The organism is Citrobacter amalonaticus, assembly GCF_037053465.1.
Lineage (GTDB): Bacteria > Pseudomonadota > Gammaproteobacteria > Enterobacterales > Enterobacteriaceae > Citrobacter_A > Citrobacter_A amalonaticus_H.
In genome coordinates, this window is record NZ_JBALIF010000013.1 from 88269 (window position 1) to 108530 (window position 20262).

The window sequence follows — 20262 nt, forward strand, 5'->3', positions numbered from 1 at the left end:
TTATGCCACGCTATCTCTTATCCCTGCTGGTCGCCTGCACCCCCGGCATATCACTGTTCGTTCATGCAGAAAATGTCATTCCGGAAACGCACGGCGCAGTTGCCGATACCCTCTATTACCGGATTGGCGGTGGTTCCGTCGTCACCCCGGCAGCAAGCCGTCGCAACACGCAGCTTATCAATGTGGGCGTGGGCTGGCGTTCGGATTTGATGTGCGGCAATTTCGATATCGATACCACCGTCAAAAACCAGCTGAACGGCGTGACTGACGGCTTTCAGGATCTGATGGGGGAAGTTATTGAGAACGCCACCTCTGCCGTTGCCAGTCTGCCCGCCATGATAATTCAGCGCGCCAATCCCCAGCTCTACGATTTACTGACCAACGGCGTCCTCCAGGGACGGCTGGATTTTGATAAGTCGCAGCTCAGTTGTAAAAACATGGCGCAGAAAATGACGGACTATGCATACAACTCCGCCTGGACCCAGGCCGCCAGAGCTGAAAGCTACCAGGACATTGTTGCCGGAGAGCAGGATGCGGTACGGGCTGAACAGGAAGCCAGCAAAGCCGCCGCCAAAAATGGCAAGCGCTGGGTGGGGGGAGAGCGTCGCGGTGGTCAGGGACAACCGCCGATTAAGGTGATCACCGATACCACCACGGCGGGGTTCAACATTCTGAACAACCGCAATGTCACCGACAGCGGCGCGATTTCAGAGAGTGCCTGCGAAGGTGAACTGTGCCAGCTCTGGCCCTCTCCCGGCGATGCCGCGCAGTGGATGACCCGCGTACTCGGTGAGCAGAATATTAATGTGTCGCCGGAGAACGATGAATCCGGCAGCAGCGATAACCGCAGCGGGGCGCAGGCGGGCACCGGACTGACCCCGCTGATTGAAGAGGAACAGCAAAAAATAGCTCAGGCACTGAACGATCTGGTCAGCGGCAACCTGAAACCCACCGCCGAAAATCTGGCAAAAGCCAGCGGCGGGCAGATCAAGTTAACGCGGGGCGTGGTGGAAGCCCTGCGGGATGAGCCGGATGCCACCATTCTTGCCGAACGACTGACGGGAGAGATGGCGATTGCCAGAGTGATGGATCAGGCGCTGACCGCCCGCCGGATCCTGCTGGCAGGCATGCGTGAGCCCAACATTGCCGGAGAGAAAGAAGCGCAGACCCAGTTAAACCAGACCACGCAACAACTGGACAGGGAGCTGGATCAACTGCGTCTGGAGCTGGAAATGCGCCAGTCGCTGACCAACAACGCCAGCACCGCCATTCTGCAACGCAAAATCCAGCGTGATGCCACCCACGGGCTGGCGGTTGGCGTGGAGGACGACGGCAGTAAGCGGGTTAACGAGCTTCATCAGGATCAGTCGAAGGAGTAAATGATGCGAAACGCCTTAAAACACCTCCTGACCGGCGTACTGATGCTGCTTTTTATCGCCATCATTGCCGGATTAGCCATCAGGTTTGCCGGGCTGGCGGTCCACTGGCAGGACACGCTGAAACAGGCCCGGACGGCGTTATTTCTCTGGCGCCTGTGTCTGTATGGTCTGATGGCCGGTCTGTGGTTGTCCCTGCAAAAAAGCTGGAAAAAACAGACGTCGACACAGCTTCCGGCGTTGAGAAGGATCACCTGCTGGTCAATTATTCTGCTGGCGCTCGGCGAACTCAGTAACGCACTGCAGGGAGGAGACGTATCATGACTGCACACAGTTATCTGGAATACGCCCTCACCCTGCTGGGCTGGCTGATTAGTAACGGGATCTGGAGTACCATCACCGCCACCGGCCTGTTTGCCCTGCCGTTGCTCATTAAGCTGGTTTCTGTCTGGCTGAAAGCCCGCGAACAGGGCGCGGATGAAGGCAATACCGGTGCCCTGACCGTCGCCTGGATGGAGAACGTGGTGTATGTCGCCATTATCGTCATTATGTTCACCTGCGTGCCGTTACTGAATGTCGATATCACGGAAATGAAGTTCGATATGACGCGCTCAAAACAGTGCAATATCTCGCTGGCCCAGCCCGACAATACCGGCTACAAACCACTGATTAACGAAGTCAGCGGTAAAACCGCCGCCATCCCGGTGTGGTGGTATCTGATACATACGCTGTCAAAAGGTCTGGTCAACGCCGCCACGGCCTCTCTGCCCTGCCAGCCCGACCTGCGGCAAATCCGTTTTGAGGTACAGCATACCCGGCTGTCCGATCCGGTGCTGGCACAGGAGTTACAGGATTTTGTGCAGGAGTGTTACTCCCCGTCGCTGGCGCGTCTGAAACAGCATTCCACCGGCCTGTCGCAGGAAGAAACTGATAATATCTCCTGGATTGGCTCCTCCTATTTTTTGTCGCAGCCGGGTTATTACGATACCGACCACGCCCGATCACCTCGCTCCCGGTGGCCCTATGACGAGGACAGGGATGCCGGGCTGGTGGATACCGGCAACGGCGGCTATCCCACCTGTACACAGTGGTGGTCCGATGCCGATATCGGGTTACGGTCACGGGTACTGGCGCTGGTGAACACCACTGTCTGGCAGGCGCTGCAAAAACTGAGCTACAGCCAGGCGGAATATGAAGAGGCGGTGCTGCGCTCGGTAGTCAGCCAGCGCAATATGGAAGTGTCACAAACCGGGCGGGTTTATCCCGGCTTTGGCGGGAACGTTGACACCACCATGATGAACCAGCTAACCCGCGATGGCGCAACCGCCGGTCAGTCACTGGCCTCACTGGCGGCGTTCCCGGCCTTTGATTCCGTGCGTCAGGCGTTGCCAATGGTGCAGGCCGTCCTGCTGATGGCGCTGGTGATTTGTATTCCGCTGGTCACGGTGTTTTCCGCCTACAGCGTCAAAACCGTACTGACGCTGACATTTGCCCAGTTTGCTCTCTTCTTTCTCACTTTCTGGTGGGAACTGGCCCGCTGGCTGGACGGCACGCTTCTGGATTTACTCTACGACAGCGATACCCACAGCTACTGGAATATGGCCGGACTCCAGAATACCCAGGACGATATCGTGATGATGTTTGTTACCGGCACGATGTTTATTGTACTGCCAGCCTTCTGGATGGGGGCTTTAGGCTGGGCGGGAATACGTTTAGGGGGAGCGTTGGAAAATATGGCTCATTCAGGAACACTTGAAATAAAGCAAGCGGGTTCGAAAAGTGGAAACATTCTATAAAACATAGAGTAAAAGTCATTCATCTCCACTAACCTTCTTTCCTCCCATATAATAACCGGGGCCTTCAGGCCCCACAGCATGCCCACCGTCCAGATCTTCATCCTGATGATGTTTATCTGTAAATGCGCTGGCACAATAAATGCCAATAAACAGCACCAACATCATAAAGCCAGCCAGAAACACAGCCCCGGCCAGCAGTAATCCGGCAATAGCCGCCAGAACCAACAGTGCCGGAATTCTTGCCACCCAGCAAGGAATACCACGTTGCTGAGCTTTATCAATCAGCCGGGCATCCCATGCGCGCACACGGCGGACGAATAAACCGAGGCGATAGCCTGCATTACGATTTTGTTTCTGCTTCATAGCGCCTCCGTTTATTTTTCTGAATCAATAACACATGCTACGCCTGCTTAAAAAACATGCAATTCATTTTCCTGTGATGCATATATAGTTTCCACTATTTTTATGCAGCTTTAAATATCACACTGATCCGGCATTCTGCTGCTGTGCAGCGCCCGGTGAACCTTGTTGTTCACGCCTTTTAAATGCTCACGCACCTGAAAACGAGCGACGTTGGTAAATATCCACGCTGGTTGCCTTAACTTCCCACATCTTAAATTTCATTCTCAATTTACCAGAACAAGGAAACAGGATTATGTTGACTGCCTGCACACATTTTTCGCCCTCTGAATATAAAATTATCAGAAGAGCCATTAATATTCTTTCCAGTGCCTTACGGGAAGAACCCGAACTTTGCGCCACATCCCCAGAAACATCCATCGATTATATCCGGCTACAGTTTTATAGCCGCCATGAACGCGAGCATTTTCTGGTGTTATTTCTCGATAACCAGAATAAACTGATTACCAGTGAATTTTTGTTCAGCGGCACCATCAACCATGTGGAAGTGCATCCCAGAGTTATCGCCCAGCAGGCGCTGAAGTACAACGCTCAGGCTCTGATTCTGGCACATAATCACCCCTCGGATTCGTTATCACCTTCCCCCGCTGACATCCGGATAACGGAACAGATCCGGCAGGCTATGACATTGCTTGAGATCCGTATACTGGACCACTTTATCGTCCCTGCAACGGGTGCAGACTATTATTCATTTGCTCAGCATGGACAATTATAATCGCCTCCCCTGCCAGTATTCTGGCGGGGGATTTCCTGTTAAAAGGCCAGGACTAAAAGGCTAAAGGGTAAGGGCTATTAAGGGTAACAGGCTTACCCTAAAAGGCTAAAGGCACACACCCTATTTGTATCCCGACACAAATCATGAAAGTATTATTTTCATGAACTCATGAAAACATTTTTTGTTGAATGATAACTTTCATGAAAAAACCTTTTCTCCGTTAATTCAGTTTATTACTGCTCCACGCATTTATTCAGCACACCATACCACCAGCATTATTCATCATGTTTTCCCGCTTTCCCCTTTTCATGAATTCAGCACGGAGAAGGTATTATGATTATCAGCTTTATCAGCCAGAAAGGCGGCGTCAGCCGTTCAACGCTCGCCCGCGCTACTGCCGTTGAACTGGCCCGTTCCGGACAACAAACGCTGCTGGCCGATCTCGACAGCCAGCAGCAGACCAGCGCAAAGTGGGCCGAACGCCGCGACCATGCCGGGATATCCCCTTCTGTGGAAACAGCCGTCTATCGCCGGCACAGCGTGGCGCTGAAAGCCGCCAGCCAGTACCCCTGTCTGGTGATTGATACCCGCCCGTTTGTCGATATCTCGTCATTTGATATTGCCCAGCAATCCAGCCTGGTGGTGATCGCCACCGGCACAGCACTGGATGATCTTGAGCCCTCGCTGTTGCTCGGTCGGGAGTTGCTGCACCGGGGTATCCCGCTGAAAAAAATCCTCTATGTCATCTGTAAAGCCCCCACCGCAGCCGAAGCGCAGTCAGCCATTCAGACCATCACCGCGTGGCAGTTTCGCTGCGTGAAGTCATTTCTGCGTTTCAAAGCCGGTTACAGCCTGGCGCTGGATGCAGGGCAGTCAATCACGGAAACCCGCTACCCTTCCCTGAACCACCATGCCAGAAACATCGTCCGCGAAATCTGTACCCGCGCGGAGGCTGTCGCATGAATGCAGGAAAGCAGGAATGCGTGAAAGGCTGTTTTCATGATTGCCACCCTGCCAGACCGGGAAGCTGAGGCAACTATGGTCAAAAAAATCCTTTCCAAACTGAACCCGATGGAAACCCGGCCCGTTAATGTCACTACCGCGCTTCATGAAGAAAGTCGCGTCAAGCCCATCCAGATCCGCATTGATCCGGCTCTGCACCGGGAAATCAAAGCCTGTGCCGCCGAACAGGGAAAGACGATTACGGCACTGCTGCTGGAGGCATACCGGTTGTACCGACAACTCCATAAATAGCGTCATGAATGCAGCCATTCATGAAAGCAGCGAATCATGAAAGAGAGAAAATATGCGTTACTGGTTTACCCGCCGCCCACAACCACAGCCGGATGCTGACATAACCCCGTCCATTGCAGCACCGCGTGATGGCTGGTTTTCTCCTGAGCCAGCAGAAAAGTTACTCGGCACGCCGTTGCGCAAACAACTGCTGCATACCCTCTGGCAGCGTACTTCCCTGCCCCGGACATTGTTTGATGAACTGTATCTGCAACCCATTTATCGTTATGCCGGACTGGTACAGCAACTCCCTGCATCAGAAAGCCATCACCACGCCTTCCCTGGCGGTCTGCTGGAGCACACGCTGGAGGTGATGGCTTTTGCTGCCAGGATGCGCCAGAGTCATCTGCTGCCGGTGGGGGCCGCGCCTGAAGATCAGGCCAGGGAAGCTGAAGCCTGGACTGCTGCTGTCATTTATGCAGCCCTGCTGCATGATGTGGGGAAAATTGTCACGGACATGGAAATCGAAACTGATAACCACCAGCGCTGGTATCCGTGGGAAGGCGCGCTGGACCGTCCGTACCGTCTGAAATTCCGCCGCACCCGCGACTATCATCTGCATCCGGTCACCGGCAGTCTGCTGTGCCTGCATATCCTGCCCGTCTCTGCACTCACCTGGCTGGCGCAATACCCGGCCCTGTTCAGCGCCCTGCTGTACTGCATCAGCGGACACTATGACAAAGCCGGGATCCTCGGCGAACTGGTGCAGAATGCCGACCGGGCCTCTGTGGCACAGAATATGGGCGGTGATGCCAGTCAGGCGCTGGCCCGTCCCCGCACATCGATGGCCGGACAAATCACTACGGCGGTCCGGGAGCTGGTCAGAACTCAGCTTACACTTAACAATACCGCCGCAGGATCGGACGGCTGGTTTACCGGAGAGGCACTGTGGCTTGTCAGTAAAACCGCCGCCGACAGGATCCGGGCCTGGTTATTGCAGAATGGTATCGCTGGTATTCCCGACAGCAACGGTCGCTTGTTTGATGAGATGCAAAGCTACGGACTGATTGTTGCCGCACCGGACAGCAAGGCTATCTGGCACTGTAACATAACTGCCCACGGCGGCTGGACACCCGGCTGCCCGCTGACGCTGCTGCGTTTTACGCCGGAGGTTGTCTGGCCCGACGTTGATGCACGCCCGACAGTATTTGAGGGATCCGTCATCCCCGTTAATGCGCCACTACCGCAGGATGAATCCGCACCCTCTGCCGCAGCAACCACCACAGCAGCCCCAGAAAATCCCAACCGCGATCTGGACGAACTGGCGTTCTCGTTATTTGAGCCCCCGGACCAGTCTCTTCCGATTGCATCAGCAACCATCGTTCATCCCCCTGAATGCCTTGTCGAAACGCCAGACACAATCACGCCAGTGACCACCGCTCCCCTGCCATCCCCTGTTACAGCCCGGGCAAAAGGTATCCGCGCTGTCAGCCAGCCACTGTCAGCGAGCGGATTTGTTGACTGGCTCAGAAAAGGAGTCGCGGAACATCGTTTTGTCGTCAATGATGTACTGGCCCGCATCCATATGGTGGACGGGGCTGTCCTGCTGGTCTCACCGGGAATTTTTATTATGTACGTCAAATCGATGACCGGGCAGACCGGCGACGAATGGCGACAACTGCAGAAGGATTTTCAGAAACTGCAATTACACCGCCGCAGTTGGGACGACGGTGTCAATATCTGGGATATTGAGGTTCGTGGCCCCCGCAGAACGCGCAGAGTGAAAGGTTTTCTGCTGGACAATCCGGCAGAGATATTCGGTTCAGCGGTGCCGGAGGATAATCCGTATCTGTCGATTGTGACGCATAAGTGATCATCCGGATACACCGATTCAGTATGCCATTAGCCCGCATTCACGTTACAGTGGGAGCACGACTTTTTTCCCGGTGGAAGTTGAGGATAAGCGCTGCCAGTTCATCGTCATCGGCATAAAAATAACAAACCGGCACATCAAAAATACGGGCAAACTGCTTCACCAGTTCAAATTTCGGACGGTATACCCCATTTTCATACTGAGAGATCCTCGACCTTGCCGTTCTTTCCTCGATTCCAGCCATAACAGCCAGTTTCTCCTGAGAGAATCCTGCTTCATTTCTTAAATACTTAAGACGTTCCGGAACCATGATCACATTCCCGCCATCGACCAGATTGACAGCATGTTTAGCATTCCTTAACATCCGTTATGTTTAGAAAAACTGAACATCCATATTCACCACTTCAGGAGGCCATAGCGAAGAAGATAACTGCTTCTTATCTGACAAGGGGATCCGTCCAGACGCTCTCTGCTTATAGATCTACTTCTCCACACGAAGCAGAAGCCTCCAAGTGAATCCACAACCACTCGTGGATAGCCGTTCCATAAAATTATCCCCGCCCGAACGCTTCTGAACACCGTTTTACAGATGTACCACATCTGTAACGGGGAGCTTTTGTCTCAATTATCCCACTCAACTGCTGACAACGTCAGGCAGGGAGACTTTTATGACGCAATCTTCTCAGGGAAAAATGGGTACCCCTCAAATCACCTTCTTCTGCATCTGTGCCGTCATTGTACTCGGCACCCTCACCGCCTCAGCTTCCCTCGGCCCGTCCGGGCTGACGCTGTGGGTTATCGCCATTGTACTGTTTGTGATCCCCAATATGATGATCATCTCAGAGCTGGGCACCACCTACCCGGCAGAAGGCGGTATCTACGACTGGATACGCCGCGCCTTCGGCAAACGCATGTCCACCCGCGCTATCTATCTGTACTGGGTATCGAATGGTATCTGGATGGCAGCCAACTTCATTCTGCTCACCGGGTTGATTGCCGACACCTTCTGGCCCGGAATGCCGTTGTGGATACAGTTGCCGCTGGTGATTGCCCTTATCTGGATGACCGTCGCCATCATTAATAAACAGGTGGAAGTCGGTATTGGCGTCACCGTCACCGGAGCGCTGTTCAAAATCATCATTATTGGCACCGCAGGAATTGGCGGGATGGTTTACGCCTTTCACCACGGCGTCGCCACACCCTTCACGGTGGAAAGTTTAATTCCCTCCTCCTCAGCCAGTGGCATCGGCTTCTTCTCTGCCATTATCTACAACATCACCGGCTTTGAACTGGTGGCCTGTATGGGCAGCGTGTTGAAAAATCCAGCCCGCACCATGCCGCGTGCGATTCTGTACTCCAGCCTTGCCGTCGTCGCCCTGTATATCTTCGGCTCGCTCGGCATCATGATGGCGCTGCCACTGGATCACATCAATCTCGTCTCCGGTATCACCGATGCCATCCGCCCCCTGTTCGGTAACGACAGTCCGGTGGTAATGATTATCACGGTACTGTTTATGTTGTGCATCGTCGGTGATCAGGTCACCTGGTCGATGGCCCCGTCACGCGCCGCCGCCGAAGCCGCCCGCGAAGGGTGCCTGCCTGCGGTCATCGGTAAATGGCATCCGAAGAACCACACCCCCAGCGGCGCCTGCACCACGCTGGGCTGGGTGGGTACCTGCGTCAGTATTCTCTACACCTGTTTTGCCGCCGGAAACAACGCAGATGCCTTCTGGTCGGCGTTTTCGTTCTCCAGCACCTGCATCATCTCCAGCTATCTGTTGTTTTATCCAGCGTTTATTAAGCTGCGCCTCAGCGATCCCGACACTGCCCGCCCGTACCGGATGCCCGGCGGCGCGGTCATGGCGTGGGGATGTACCCTGCTGTGTGTTGCCTTTATTGCCATTGCCATCGTGCTGTTCGTCTTCCCGGACATTCTCTCCGGTTCCGTCAACTGGTCGCACAGCGGCCCGATTGTCATCGGGATGGCACTCATCCTGACGGTCGGTGAGGTGATTATTCGCCGTTCAGAAAAGCACCATGACCAGCAACAGACCGTATCCCTTTCTCCCGTAAAGGAGGCTTCATCATGACAGAGAATTACAGTCACCACGCCGATATCCTGCTGTTTAATGGCGACATTCACAGCATGGATATCCCCGGCAATGTCCACCAGGCTATCGCCGTGCATCACGGACGTATTCTTGCCACCGGCAGCAATGAGGAGATACTGCCGCTGGCCGGCCCCCGGACGCAGCACGTTGATTTACAGGGCCGCACAGTTCTGCCCGGCCTGATTGACAGTCACATGCATCCCTGGTGGGGCGCAAAGCTGCTGGCCGGGTTCAGTCTCAACTATGAATCTCTGACGCCGGACGAAACGGTGGCACGTATTCAGGCACACCTCGGGCACAGTGAAGAGACTGCAGATGATGACTGGCTGCTGGTGCGCGGCTGGCTGCGAATAGGCGGCAGCGACGTGACCCGCCACGATCTGGACCGGCTGGCCACACCACGTCCGGTGATGCTGTTTTCGAATGACTGTCACTTTATCGCCCTCAACAGCCGGGGGCTTGAACGGCTCAGCATAACGAAAGAAACCGCTGATCCGCCGGACGGTAATATCCTGCGCGACGACGACGGCGAACCGACGGGGATCCTTGAGGATGCCCCCGCCATGCGCTGTTATGACCGGGTTTCACGTCTGACACCTGAACAGGGCGCACAGATACTGATGCAGGCCCAGACCGCGCTGCACCGCCAGGGCGTCACCACCATTATGGATGCGCGGGCAGAGCCGGAAGCGTTTGATGCCTTTTACCACCTGTGGCAGGAGGGGAAATTACAGTTGCGGGTTTATGGCGCGAAGGAGATCACCCCGGAAGAGGTGGTGCCGCCACGTACCTGCGCACAGGCCGTGGAGGATGTCCTGAATTTTGCCCGGAAATATTCCACCAATGCTCATTCCCCTCAACCGGGGATCAGTATCCGGCAGGCAAAATTCTTTATCGACGGCATGCTGCCGAACCATACCGCCCATCTGCTGGAACCCTATGCCGACACTCCGGAGACCTGCGGTCACAGTTATTTCACTGAACGCCAGCTCACACGGTTGTTTATCTGCTGTGCCAGAGCAGGCCTGCACCCGCATATGCACATCATCGGCGACGGTGCGGCGGAAATGACGCTGGATGCGCTGGAGATAATGCGTGTCTGCCACCCGGATGCCGATATCCGTCCCGGCATGGCGCACAACGATCTGATGGCTTCACATCAGTACCAGCGCTTTGCCGGGCTGGGCGTAACGGCGAATCTCTCATGGCAGTGGGCAGGTTTACCACAAGGATTGCCGGAGGCGTATCAGCAGTTGCTGGGAAGCCGTCGGGCTGAAACCTGTCTTGAAACCCACGGTAAGTTTTTCGATGCCGGGGTAATGGTGGCCTACAACAGCGACTGGCCCATCGATCCGCTGGATGAGTGGGGCAACTTTCAGGTGGGGCTGACTCGCAGACTCAGTGCTGAGCATTCCCGGCTGAACAGTGACCGCAATCTGACCGTTGACGAGGTACTGCGTGCCACAACGATCCACGGTGCCTTCGCACTCGGCGTGGATAACGTTACCGGCTCGCTGGAGGCCGGGAAATTTGCCGATCTGATTATTACCAGCCGTAACCCGTTTACCACCCCGGCAGAGGAATTCGGGCAGATTAAGGTGCTGCTGACGATGGTGGGCGGGAAGGTGGTGTGGCAAGCCGAAGACATTTCAATTATTCCCTGAGCGCTATAACCGGCAGGGCATCGTCCCTGCCGGACTGGCCGTATTTAATATAATGAAATCTGAGGAACAGCAATGAATAACAACCTTAATATCAGAATCCTGGTGCTTTGCGCTTCCGCCCTGCTGATTACCGGGTTTTCTGTCTGTCACGCGAGCGATACCGCAGCCGCAAAGGAAAGCGAACTGGTGGTGCTGACGCCATCTAAAGGCGGTGTCCCTGACAAGATTTACCCCGTTTCGCAGGCGCCAGAAATCACCGTTGCTGCTTACAATATCGCTGCGGGCCGGGTTGGCAGCCTGGATGCCATAGCTGGCGCAATTAAAGCACTGAACGCCGATGTTATTGCCCTGAGCGAAGTGGATAAAAACACCCGTCGTAGTGGAAATGTCGATCAACTGGCAACGCTGAAAAAACTGACCGGGATGTATGGCGCATTCGGTAAGGCGATTGATTTTGAAGGCGGTGAGTACGGTATCGCGGTGCTCTCCCGCTACCCCATCACCCGGCAGGCCACCATCTCGCTGCCGTCACCGAAAGTGGAACAAAGCGTGCTCCTTGCGACGGAGATCCACAAACCCGGCTTTGACAGTCCGGTGGTCTTTATTGCAAACCACCTGGACTGGCACGAGGCTCCGGCAGTCAGGATGCAACAGATGTATGCCATCAATGATTTCGCCATCGGTAATACCCTTACCTCTTTTCCCAATATTGAGTCGTCGGTGAAAATACTGGCGGGCGATTTTAACGATGTACCGGAAAGCCAGGTCATGGCAGGATTTGCACGCTACTGGAGTAATCCGGTCCCGCAGCAACCGGATGCGAGAAGCTGGCCCGCCGTCAACCCGGCAGTCGCTATCGATCATATCCTGACGTTTAAAGGGCAGCGCTGGCAGACAGAGAAACTGCTGTTACCTGTCGCAAAGCGGCAACAACTGGAAGGGATCCGCTGGGCGGAAGTCAGCGATCATCTGCCGCTGGTGATGACGCTGAAACTGCTGGAGCAATAGCGCATATCGTGTTCAGGAAACACCTTTTAGCTACACCTTCACAACAATGGCCTCTGTGACGGGATATGCTGTTACAGAGGTTTTACACTTCAGGTACCCTTGATGTCAGTGTTAATTCGACAAAAAATCACATTTCTGCCCGCAGACAACGGATGCAGGCCTTGTCCCGCAGACTGACGGCTGTCGGTTTTACCAACCTGACCGGACCTGTTCCTGCTGAACGGAATTTGCATATGAAGAAAGCGATCAATCTCAACGATAAAGCAACGATTATTTGCCCCGGACCGCTCAACGTGAATAATTCAATACCAGAACGCGATTTACCATTCCTGACTCACCAACATCCCCCTGCCAGCAATACGCTTTTCAGCCCACATCACTTCACCTCTCAGGCTATGGTAAGAAATATCGGATTGACTACCGGAGAGTCAATTTACCGACAGGAGCAACTTTACCAGGGCTTCTGGTACCTGCATTCCGGTGTTGTTGGACTGTATCATTCTGTCAAAAATGGCGACGATATCCTGGTACGAATATATCAGCATAATGAGTGGTTCGGTTTTGCCGGACTGGCAGGACAAACGCCATACCATTGCACTGCCAGACTTATGCTTGATGCCCGGCTCAGTCATATCATTCCTTATAACGAAAATGAATTCCTGCTTCATTTTCCAGCATTTTGTCAGTTTTTACTGATACAAATGGCAAATGCATTGTCTGATGCTGAGCACAGACTGGCGTGGATTGCCCGCTTTCGCACCCGGTATCGGGTACTGAGCAGCCTGTGGTATCTGACACACCATTTCCCTGGCTACCACTGGACATGGCGTGATGTAGCGGAATTCGCCGGATGTGAAACAGAAACAGCCCTACGTTTCACAAAAGAGCTCAGGACAAAAGGGATACTTGATGATACACAACGCCGGTTGCACGTCTGCAACGCGGAACAACTTGCTGCATTGCTGATATGACCAACGTTCATACCGACAGCAGAAGACAGATATAATCCGACTCAGGATTGTTTCTCCCTGACTCCCGAATTCAGCTGTTTCAACAGTCCATCAGCCCACTTTGTAATCTGGAATATCAGCCGGATATTCTTCCCTGGAAAGCCGAACAGCAACCCGGATCTCTGTTTTAAACAGCACCAATAAGAATGTTGTAACTAATTACATATTTTCATACAGACAAGGACAAATGGCCCAGGTTAAAACTTTCATGCCTGTGTTATCCTGCCACCATTAGTTTCAAGGAGATGGGCTGATTAAGTCACTGTCAGTGTAATGAAAAATTCCTCTAAAGATATCCTCTCTGCATGGCAGGATTATTTGAAATTCAGCGGTGCGGAAAAGAGTAAAATACCGGCCAGCCAGGTACATGAGCATCATCAGCTCATGCTCGGTAAAGATAACTGTGAAGAAAACCAGAGCGGCATAGTACTCCGCGTTACGCCTGAAATGTGCGAAAACTGGCGCAGGCGTTTCGTCAAATATGGTGAAAAGGGTGAGATTACCCATATTGAGCCAGTCAACCTGATGTTTCCGGTGTTGCGCTGTATAGAAAATGAGCGCAACAGAACCAACGTAAAGTACCTGCCCCTGTTCTCTTTTCCACTCCCCAAATCCTTCTTTGAACAGAGCAGTACCTCGCTGCTGGTTCAACAGAGTAAGTTGTGGCCAAAGGACACTATCTGTCTAACAATAGCAGCCAATATTGGGGATGTTGCAATTCTAGGAATGGATGCGTGTTTTCCTGATAGTATTGTTGGTATTTCTTCTTCGGAGCTAGAAACCGATTACCTTTATTACTTCCTAACAACACTTCAGCAGCAACTGGACAATAAAGCGAATGCCGCAGCACAGAAGAACATTAATCTAAAAATTCTATCCGAAATAGAAATTCCAGTTCCCACTCTTAATGAGCAAAGGGACATTGTGAGTAAGATCAATGCTGTCGACCAAATTTCTGTAAGAGTGAAGGCTGAAATCTCTGAGAAAATAACAATGATGCAGCAACTGAAAGTATCAATTCTCGATTCAGCCTTTAAAGGCGAGCTCTAAGGAGGGAGCATGGCTAAGCTATTACCCGAAGATTTCAGCCCTGAAGAGCTGAATATTGAGATTGAAGAAGTATTCCCTAACTGCACGGAAGTATTCTATCTTCCGAGTATAAGTGATCTAGAAGAAGCAGGAATAGACTCGGCTGATCCTAGTAAGTATAAAAGAAAGATTGCACTATTTAACGGTCAGGATAATTTTATCTTAATTTATCCCATATATACCTTACCCACCCATCCTAATTATTTAAAACAGAAGTATGACGAAATAAATGAAATTGGTGTTGAAGTATACCTTGGTTCAGCACCCTATACCAAAGAAGAGGTTTTTGAATGCTTGCAGCTTTTGCCGGCAGGTTTTGTCAAAGACATTCGCTATGGCCTAGGATTAACAAAAGAATACAAGGCGATTATTTCATCTATTGAAGAGCACGCGAAGCACCAATGCCTTGTGATTGGCAAGGAAAAAACGGGCGGCACTGAGTATGAATATTTTCATCTAAATTTGAATGATTATGATGAAATGCGTCGTGCTTGTAACCGCATTACTGAAAGAGCACGGAAAGTTGCGCGCATCACGAAGATAGCTGCCACCTACAACCATATCGCTTATCGATTGGGTGTGGAGCAAAAACGATTGCCTACAGATAATGACGCCATTAGCAAAATGCTTCGGATCAAGGTAACGGATACTGATAAGCAAGCAGCTATGAGTATGGTTACGGAAGACAAATCAGTGGTAAAACAAACCGACTCACTCACCTTGGCCAAGTTGAAAAATGATATCGAGTTGGTCTCATTAGAGCGTTTGATTAGTTCTTATGAAGACTTGCTAAGCCAAAAGACTAAAGAAGATACCTGGCAGAAACTCTTCAATCAGAACCCATTTATCCTGAGCCTTGCCTTCGGATACCCGGCAATAAAAATATCAGACCAAGCAAGTGTTGGCGGCAAACGTTTGACTGGTGATGGCGAAAAAATCACGGACTATCTAATTAAAAATGGTATAACGAACAACTTAGCTCTCATTGAAATCAAAAAGCCTTCTTCCGATTTACTGAACAAAAAACCCTACAGAGACTCAGTTTATTGCGCCTCTACAGAACTTACCGGCTCTGTAACACAAGTACTCGATCAGTGTTATCAGCTACAGCAAAACATCGCCACGATAAAGAACAACAATCGAATTTATGACATTGAATCATATGCTGTTCACTGCATTTTAGTGATTGGTACTATGCCAAGTGATGAAGACGAGAAGAAGTCTTTTGAGATGTACCGACGTAATTCGAAGAACGTGCAAATCACTACATTTGATGAGCTATTACTCAAGTTAAAGCAACTGCACGAGTTTCTCGACAATAGCGATGAAAAAGAGGAGGCTGCACCGTGAGCCTACAAACAAATTTAAAGGGCCGCCTACGAAATACTTCTTTGCCTAAGAGTCACGGCCTAATGCCAGTATTTGAGGCGGTGGTAAACTCCATTCATTCTATTGAGGAAACTAATAATACCACTGACGGAAAGATTATTCTTCGCATCAATCGCACTACTCAAGGCAGCCTTAATTTAGACGCTAAATCCCAATCGCCAATCATCGGCTTCACTATAATTGATAATGGCTGTGGATTTGACGAAGCCAACTTTAAGTCATTTGAAACCCTAGATTCTGACCACAAAATTGACAAGGGGTGCAGGGGTGTTGGCCGTCTGATGTGGCTCAAAGTATTTGGTCTGGTCGAAGTGGAAAGCCACTTTTTCGATGTTGATGATGAGCTTAAAAAACGCATATTCCGCTTCGACGATAAATCGGGAGTCCATGGTGAAAAGGTTGTAGAAGCCACATACCAAAAACCTGGCACCATTATAAAACTTCTCGATTTTGATGAAAACTTTCGAAAGCAGGTTCCTGCAAAAGGCCAGTCAATAGCCAATCAGTTGCTGGAACATGTTTTATGGTATTTCGTACGGCAGGGAAGCGCACCCAAGATACTTCTAGAAGACGCGGACGAGGTGTTTGACCTAGATCTTTTGCTCCAAGAACATATGCATGCCAGCGCCTTTCTCGAAACAATAACAATTCGTGGCCACAAGTTCGAATTAACTCATATCAAATTTCGTGCATCCGTTAATAAAAAACACCAACTGGCACTCTGCGCAGCTAATCGGCTGGTTAAAGAAGAGTCCATTCAAGGAAAAATTCCTGGACTGTACGGAAAAATTTCTGACGTTTCCGGTGAGTTTACTTATACATGCTACATATCCTCCGACTACCTGAACCAACATGTACGTAGTGAGCGTACCTCCTTTGATATTTCTGAAGATGTTGAGGACATGCTCAATGAAGTAAGCTTTAAAGACATTAGAGAAGCCGTGTTGACTCGTACCAAAGAGTACCTGCAAGATGTTCTGGCAGAAAACGTGTCGGCTGGCCGCAGACGAGTGGATGATTTTATCAACAATCATGCTCCACGCTATCGCCCCATTGCCAATTATGTTGCAGAAGAATTTTTGATCGTTGACCCAGAAAAATCAGACAAAGAGCTGGAGTTACACCTGCATGCTCAGTGGTATGAGGTGGAGCGTCAGTTGGTGAGCGAAGGCCATGACATCATGCTGCCTCAGAATAAGGAGCATGTAGAAGAATATAAAGAACGGTTAGGCGACTACCTACACAAAGCAGGAGATCTTAAAAAATCAGATCTTGCCAATTACGTTTCACACCGCAAGGTTATTATCGACCTGTTACAAAAATCTATTGAGCGGCTAGAGGACGGAAAGTACGCCCGTGAAGATATGATTCACGAACTAATCATGCCTATGCGCAAGGATTCCGTCGAGGTTTTCCTAGACTCTTGTAACCTTTGGCTAATTGATGAGCGCTTGGCATTTCATAACTATTTGGCTTCTGATAAAACGCTCAATTCGATGCCAATCACTGGTAATGAATCAACCAAAGAGCCAGACTTGCTCAGCCTAAGAGTATTTGATAATCCACTTCTTGTTAACGACCAGATCAGCTTTCCACTTGCAGCCATCACAGTTATCGAAATCAAACGCCCCATGCGTAATGATATGCGAGAAGGTGAAGATAAAGACCCTATTGATCAGGCGCTCAGTTATTTAGAGCGGATACGCGAGGGTAAAGTAACTACAAAATCCGGTCGCCCAATTCCGGGAAATAATGATATACCGGGCTATTGTTATGTACTTTGTGACCTTACTGAATCCATGCACCGGCGCTGTCGTCGAGCCAATCTGCGGATCACATCTGATGGGATGGGCTATTTCGGTTATAACGAACCTTCCCATGCCTATATTGAAGTGATTAGTTTTGACCAATTAGTAAAAGCGGCCAGAGAGCGTAACCGGGCATTTTTCGACAAGCTTGGATTGCCTGCTGCTTAGGAGCGTTAAGTGACGATATATAATGTTTATCACGGAGAGAGAGGTCATATATCAGATCCTTCGCCTTCCCCTACATTGTTGTCGGAGCTATTAAGTGTCCTTAGGAAGAAAAACGACGCATTGACGATCGTTGATCCTGTGATGGTGTCTAATCCAGCTGAACCGCATAAACATCTTACGGCTTGTAATATCATCTATGAGTTTGAAAGTTAGATTTTAAGATAAATTTTCCGCATAAGGGTAGTACTCATGAACAATAACCAGTCCATTTCAAATGCTATCGATAGATTCGATTACTCCATCATAAACATCAATCACAAATTAGACTTCACACCAATTAAGAAACTTGAATTTTATATTAAAGAGGTTGATGACAAAGCATTAAGTATTATTGCTTCTACATTTAAAAAAACGTTCTCATTTTTAATTCATCACCACAGGATAAACATATATCCTGACAAAATATCTATGAAGGAAGATGAATGCATACTTTCTCAAGATGAAATAAACTTATTAAAAGAAACATTGTCATTCCTCCCAGGAAAAATTGTTAAAGCTTATATTTATGATGTGCTTTATTTTTTCAGCAAAAACAATCAATTTTCATTGATGGCAATTGAATGTTATCTGTCACACAAATCGATAGTTGAGAATGAAAGCGAAGAATCTTTGTTTTTTTACCGAATGGCGATGTTATTATGCAATATAAAAGGCGATAAATTTAGCACTTACAGGGAAAAAATAAAAAAAGATTTAATAAAGTTAACTAAAAACAAACAAATATCATATCTTGAAGTGTATAGTATACTGTCCATAGATAAAAAGTTAGAACGTGAAACTAAGGTTATGTTTGCTGAGTTGATTTCAGATATCCCTATTAAATTAATTGAAAGAGAGATTAGTATAATTCATGAAAATAAAAAAATTTCGCCACTTTTATTAAGCATTCAGCAAAATGTAAACATTTATGCGGAACATGCTAGTCGTATTTATAAAGAAATTGAATATTCAAATAACATCGTTTCTTTAAATGCCAAGATAGTAAAAAACATCTTATTTCTTATCGAGTCGATAGAGACACTTGAGAAAAGAGATATAACTGAAGGATTAAAAATTCAATTATGTTTTCTTGCTGAAAACTATAAAAATAATAGTTCCAAAAATGCTTTATCTGAGATTGGCTGTAACAGCCATAATATTGAAATGATGATTAACAGAGTAAAAGCAAACGCAGTAGTAAAAGGTGAAATGGTCACTATGCAGATTAATGATTATATTGAGGAAATTTCCGAAATAATTGAAAGGACAGACTCAGCCAGTGAAGCCCTTTCATTATTCGGTCAGTATAAATTTAAAGACATTCATCCATTAGATTATATTAATGATAGAGAAAACTCGAACCAATCTTTTGAAGAACTTTTCAAAAAAACTACAATATCAGATGATGGGAGGACAATATCACACAACCAAGAAAACACTCAATATACAATATTATTTTATTCTTTATACGGTGCAATCTTCAATGCTTCACTGAGGGAAATTGTTACAAAATTTTCTAACACCACGGAGACACTTAAAATATTGGTAGAGAAATCCAATATTTTACCTGAAAAAATGAAGCCTTTTTTATTTACTGGCCTCGAACGATGGCTTAAAGAAGATATTACTTCCGCCATATTTATTCTCATCCCACAATATGAATCTTTTGTCAGGGATCATTTAAAAAAACACTCTATCAGTACAATTACCACTAATAAAGGCTGTCAAGATGAACTCTCATTACCAAACCTTATGAAAAAACCAGAAATTTCCAATATATTCATTAGAGAGTTTGTTTTTGAAATAGAGCAATTACTTACTGATTCTTCTGGCACAAACCTCAGGCACAAAGTAGCACATGGTTTACTGACATCTGACGATTTAAAAAATAGTATTCTCGACTACATCTGTTGGCGATGGTTATCTGTGGTTACAGGAAGTTTCAATCCATTTCTTATCGATGGCAAATAAATATCTAAATTCAATACAACCTCATGCTATCGTATAGTAATAGATCGATAGCATGGTTAATTTGGATACTTTATTAAAGTCACGACAGTAAATGTAATCACTTTACGAAAATCAGTAATAACTTTTATCGAAAAACCTTTTTCTGTTGTGAAATTGATGCTGACCCTGCACTTCTCGATCGTATAGCTATCGTCGCTTTAGCACGATTAGGTGAAGCCTTATCTATACGACATGAAAACATGAGCGGAGGATAGCAAAAGCATAGAAGATTAGCGTCATCATTCCACTCAAATAGGCTGCTGGACAAGGCGTAATTTCTTAATAATTTCACTCAAATTTTCACTTTTGATAAAGGTGGTCATTATGGTGGTCTTGACAGAAAGGGAATTCAGGTTTAGCTTAAATATTAGCCAGTTAATGGCAAAGGCGATCCCAGTCAGAGGAGCCAGATTTAAAGAAGCCCGCTTTAGCGCTGAGGAATCCCCAGTAATGGGCGGGTGAAAAAAGACAGGCATAGAGTTTTGTGATCTACTGATTGTGCTATCAATTCAATGAGATCACCTCTATGCCTGCCTGCCGAGTATGTCAGAAT

17 protein-coding genes are annotated in these 20262 nt (G+C 49.0%); 15 read left to right on the forward strand and 2 right to left on the reverse strand.

Annotation, left to right across the window (positions count from 1 at the left end; translation table 11 throughout):
• Nucleotides 1-2 precede the first annotated feature (2 nt).
• Genes WB371_RS18805 through WB371_RS18815 form a run of 3 tightly spaced genes read left to right on the forward strand, consistent with a single transcriptional unit; the run spans nucleotide 3 to nucleotide 3172 of the window.
• Complete coding sequence (locus WB371_RS18805; RefSeq protein WP_336221555.1) at nucleotides 3-1379, forward strand: integrating conjugative element protein; 1377 nt, start codon at nucleotides 3-5, stop codon at nucleotides 1377-1379.
• Nucleotides 1380-1700, forward strand: a complete 321-nt coding sequence (locus WB371_RS18810; protein WP_336221556.1) for a hypothetical protein — start codon at nucleotides 1380-1382, stop codon at nucleotides 1698-1700.
• A complete protein-coding gene (locus WB371_RS18815) occupies nucleotides 1697-3172 on the forward strand; it encodes a conjugal transfer protein TraG N-terminal domain-containing protein (RefSeq protein WP_336221557.1) in 1476 nt (491 codons plus the stop codon). The genes WB371_RS18810 and WB371_RS18815 overlap by 4 nt, the downstream gene beginning before the upstream one ends.
• A gap of 15 nt (nucleotides 3173-3187) precedes the next feature.
• On the opposite strand, the gene WB371_RS18820 is transcribed toward WB371_RS18815, so the two are convergent.
• The gene (locus WB371_RS18820) at nucleotides 3188-3535 is read right to left on the reverse strand and encodes a DUF3742 family protein (protein WP_336221558.1); all 348 of its coding nucleotides are present in this window, start codon (nucleotides 3533-3535) and stop codon (nucleotides 3188-3190) included.
• Between the two features lie 292 nt (nucleotides 3536-3827).
• Between WB371_RS18820 and WB371_RS18825 the strand changes: the two genes are divergently transcribed.
• The 4 genes from WB371_RS18825 to mobH all read left to right on the forward strand — a co-directional run bounded on the left by WB371_RS18825 (nucleotide 3828) and on the right by mobH (nucleotide 7413).
• Nucleotides 3828-4307 carry a JAB domain-containing protein gene (locus tag WB371_RS18825; protein WP_336221559.1) on the forward strand — a complete coding sequence of 160 codons (480 nt, stop codon included), beginning with the start codon at nucleotides 3828-3830 and terminating at the stop codon, nucleotides 4305-4307.
• 333 nt (nucleotides 4308-4640) lie between these two features.
• The gene (locus WB371_RS18830; protein ID WP_336221560.1) at nucleotides 4641-5270 is read left to right on the forward strand and encodes a ParA family protein; all 630 of its coding nucleotides are present in this window, start codon (nucleotides 4641-4643) and stop codon (nucleotides 5268-5270) included.
• A 36-nt stretch (nucleotides 5271-5306) separates the two neighbouring features.
• The gene (locus WB371_RS18835) at nucleotides 5307-5561 is read left to right on the forward strand and encodes a toxin-antitoxin system HicB family antitoxin (RefSeq protein ID WP_336221561.1); all 255 of its coding nucleotides are present in this window, start codon (nucleotides 5307-5309) and stop codon (nucleotides 5559-5561) included.
• A 52-nt stretch (nucleotides 5562-5613) separates the two neighbouring features.
• Nucleotides 5614-7413, forward strand: coding sequence for a MobH family relaxase (gene mobH / locus WB371_RS18840; protein WP_336221562.1), 1800 nt, complete (start codon nucleotides 5614-5616; stop codon nucleotides 7411-7413).
• 40 nt (nucleotides 7414-7453) lie between these two features.
• Here mobH and WB371_RS18845 read toward each other — a convergent pair whose 3' ends face one another.
• Nucleotides 7454-7723 (reverse strand): helix-turn-helix domain-containing protein, encoded by a 270-nt coding sequence (locus WB371_RS18845; RefSeq protein ID WP_301709925.1) that lies wholly within the window; start codon nucleotides 7721-7723, stop codon nucleotides 7454-7456.
• Nucleotides 7724-8081: 358 nt separating this feature from the next.
• Between WB371_RS18845 and WB371_RS18850 the strand changes: the two genes are divergently transcribed.
• The 8 genes from WB371_RS18850 (at nucleotide 8082) to WB371_RS18885 (ending at nucleotide 19670) form a co-directional block, all read left to right on the forward strand.
• Nucleotides 8082-9503: an APC family permease gene (locus WB371_RS18850; protein WP_336221563.1), complete on the forward strand. Its 1422-nt coding sequence runs from the start codon at nucleotides 8082-8084 to the stop codon at nucleotides 9501-9503.
• Nucleotides 9500-11188 (forward strand): amidohydrolase, encoded by a 1689-nt coding sequence (locus WB371_RS18855; protein ID WP_336221564.1) that lies wholly within the window; start codon nucleotides 9500-9502, stop codon nucleotides 11186-11188. The genes WB371_RS18850 and WB371_RS18855 overlap by 4 nt, the downstream gene beginning before the upstream one ends.
• 72 nt (nucleotides 11189-11260) lie before the next feature.
• Entirely contained in the window at nucleotides 11261-12196 is a 936-nt protein-coding gene (locus WB371_RS18860; protein WP_336221565.1) for an endonuclease/exonuclease/phosphatase family protein, read from the forward strand.
• A gap of 233 nt (nucleotides 12197-12429) precedes the next feature.
• Nucleotides 12430-13167 (forward strand): Crp/Fnr family transcriptional regulator, encoded by a 738-nt coding sequence (locus tag WB371_RS18865; RefSeq protein ID WP_336221566.1) that lies wholly within the window; start codon nucleotides 12430-12432, stop codon nucleotides 13165-13167.
• A gap of 312 nt (nucleotides 13168-13479) precedes the next feature.
• A complete protein-coding gene (locus WB371_RS18870; RefSeq protein ID WP_336221567.1) occupies nucleotides 13480-14256 on the forward strand; it encodes a restriction endonuclease subunit S in 777 nt (258 codons plus the stop codon).
• 9 nt (nucleotides 14257-14265) lie between these two features.
• Complete coding sequence (locus WB371_RS18875; RefSeq protein ID WP_336221568.1) at nucleotides 14266-15645, forward strand: Shedu immune nuclease family protein; 1380 nt, start codon at nucleotides 14266-14268, stop codon at nucleotides 15643-15645.
• Entirely contained in the window at nucleotides 15642-17660 is a 2019-nt protein-coding gene (locus tag WB371_RS18880) for an ATP-binding protein (RefSeq protein WP_336221569.1), read from the forward strand. The genes WB371_RS18875 and WB371_RS18880 overlap by 4 nt, the downstream gene beginning before the upstream one ends.
• A 249-nt stretch (nucleotides 17661-17909) precedes the next feature.
• Nucleotides 17910-19670, forward strand: a complete 1761-nt coding sequence (locus WB371_RS18885) for a DUF4209 domain-containing protein (protein ID WP_336221570.1) — start codon at nucleotides 17910-17912, stop codon at nucleotides 19668-19670.
• Nucleotides 19671-20262: the final 592 nt, after the last annotated feature.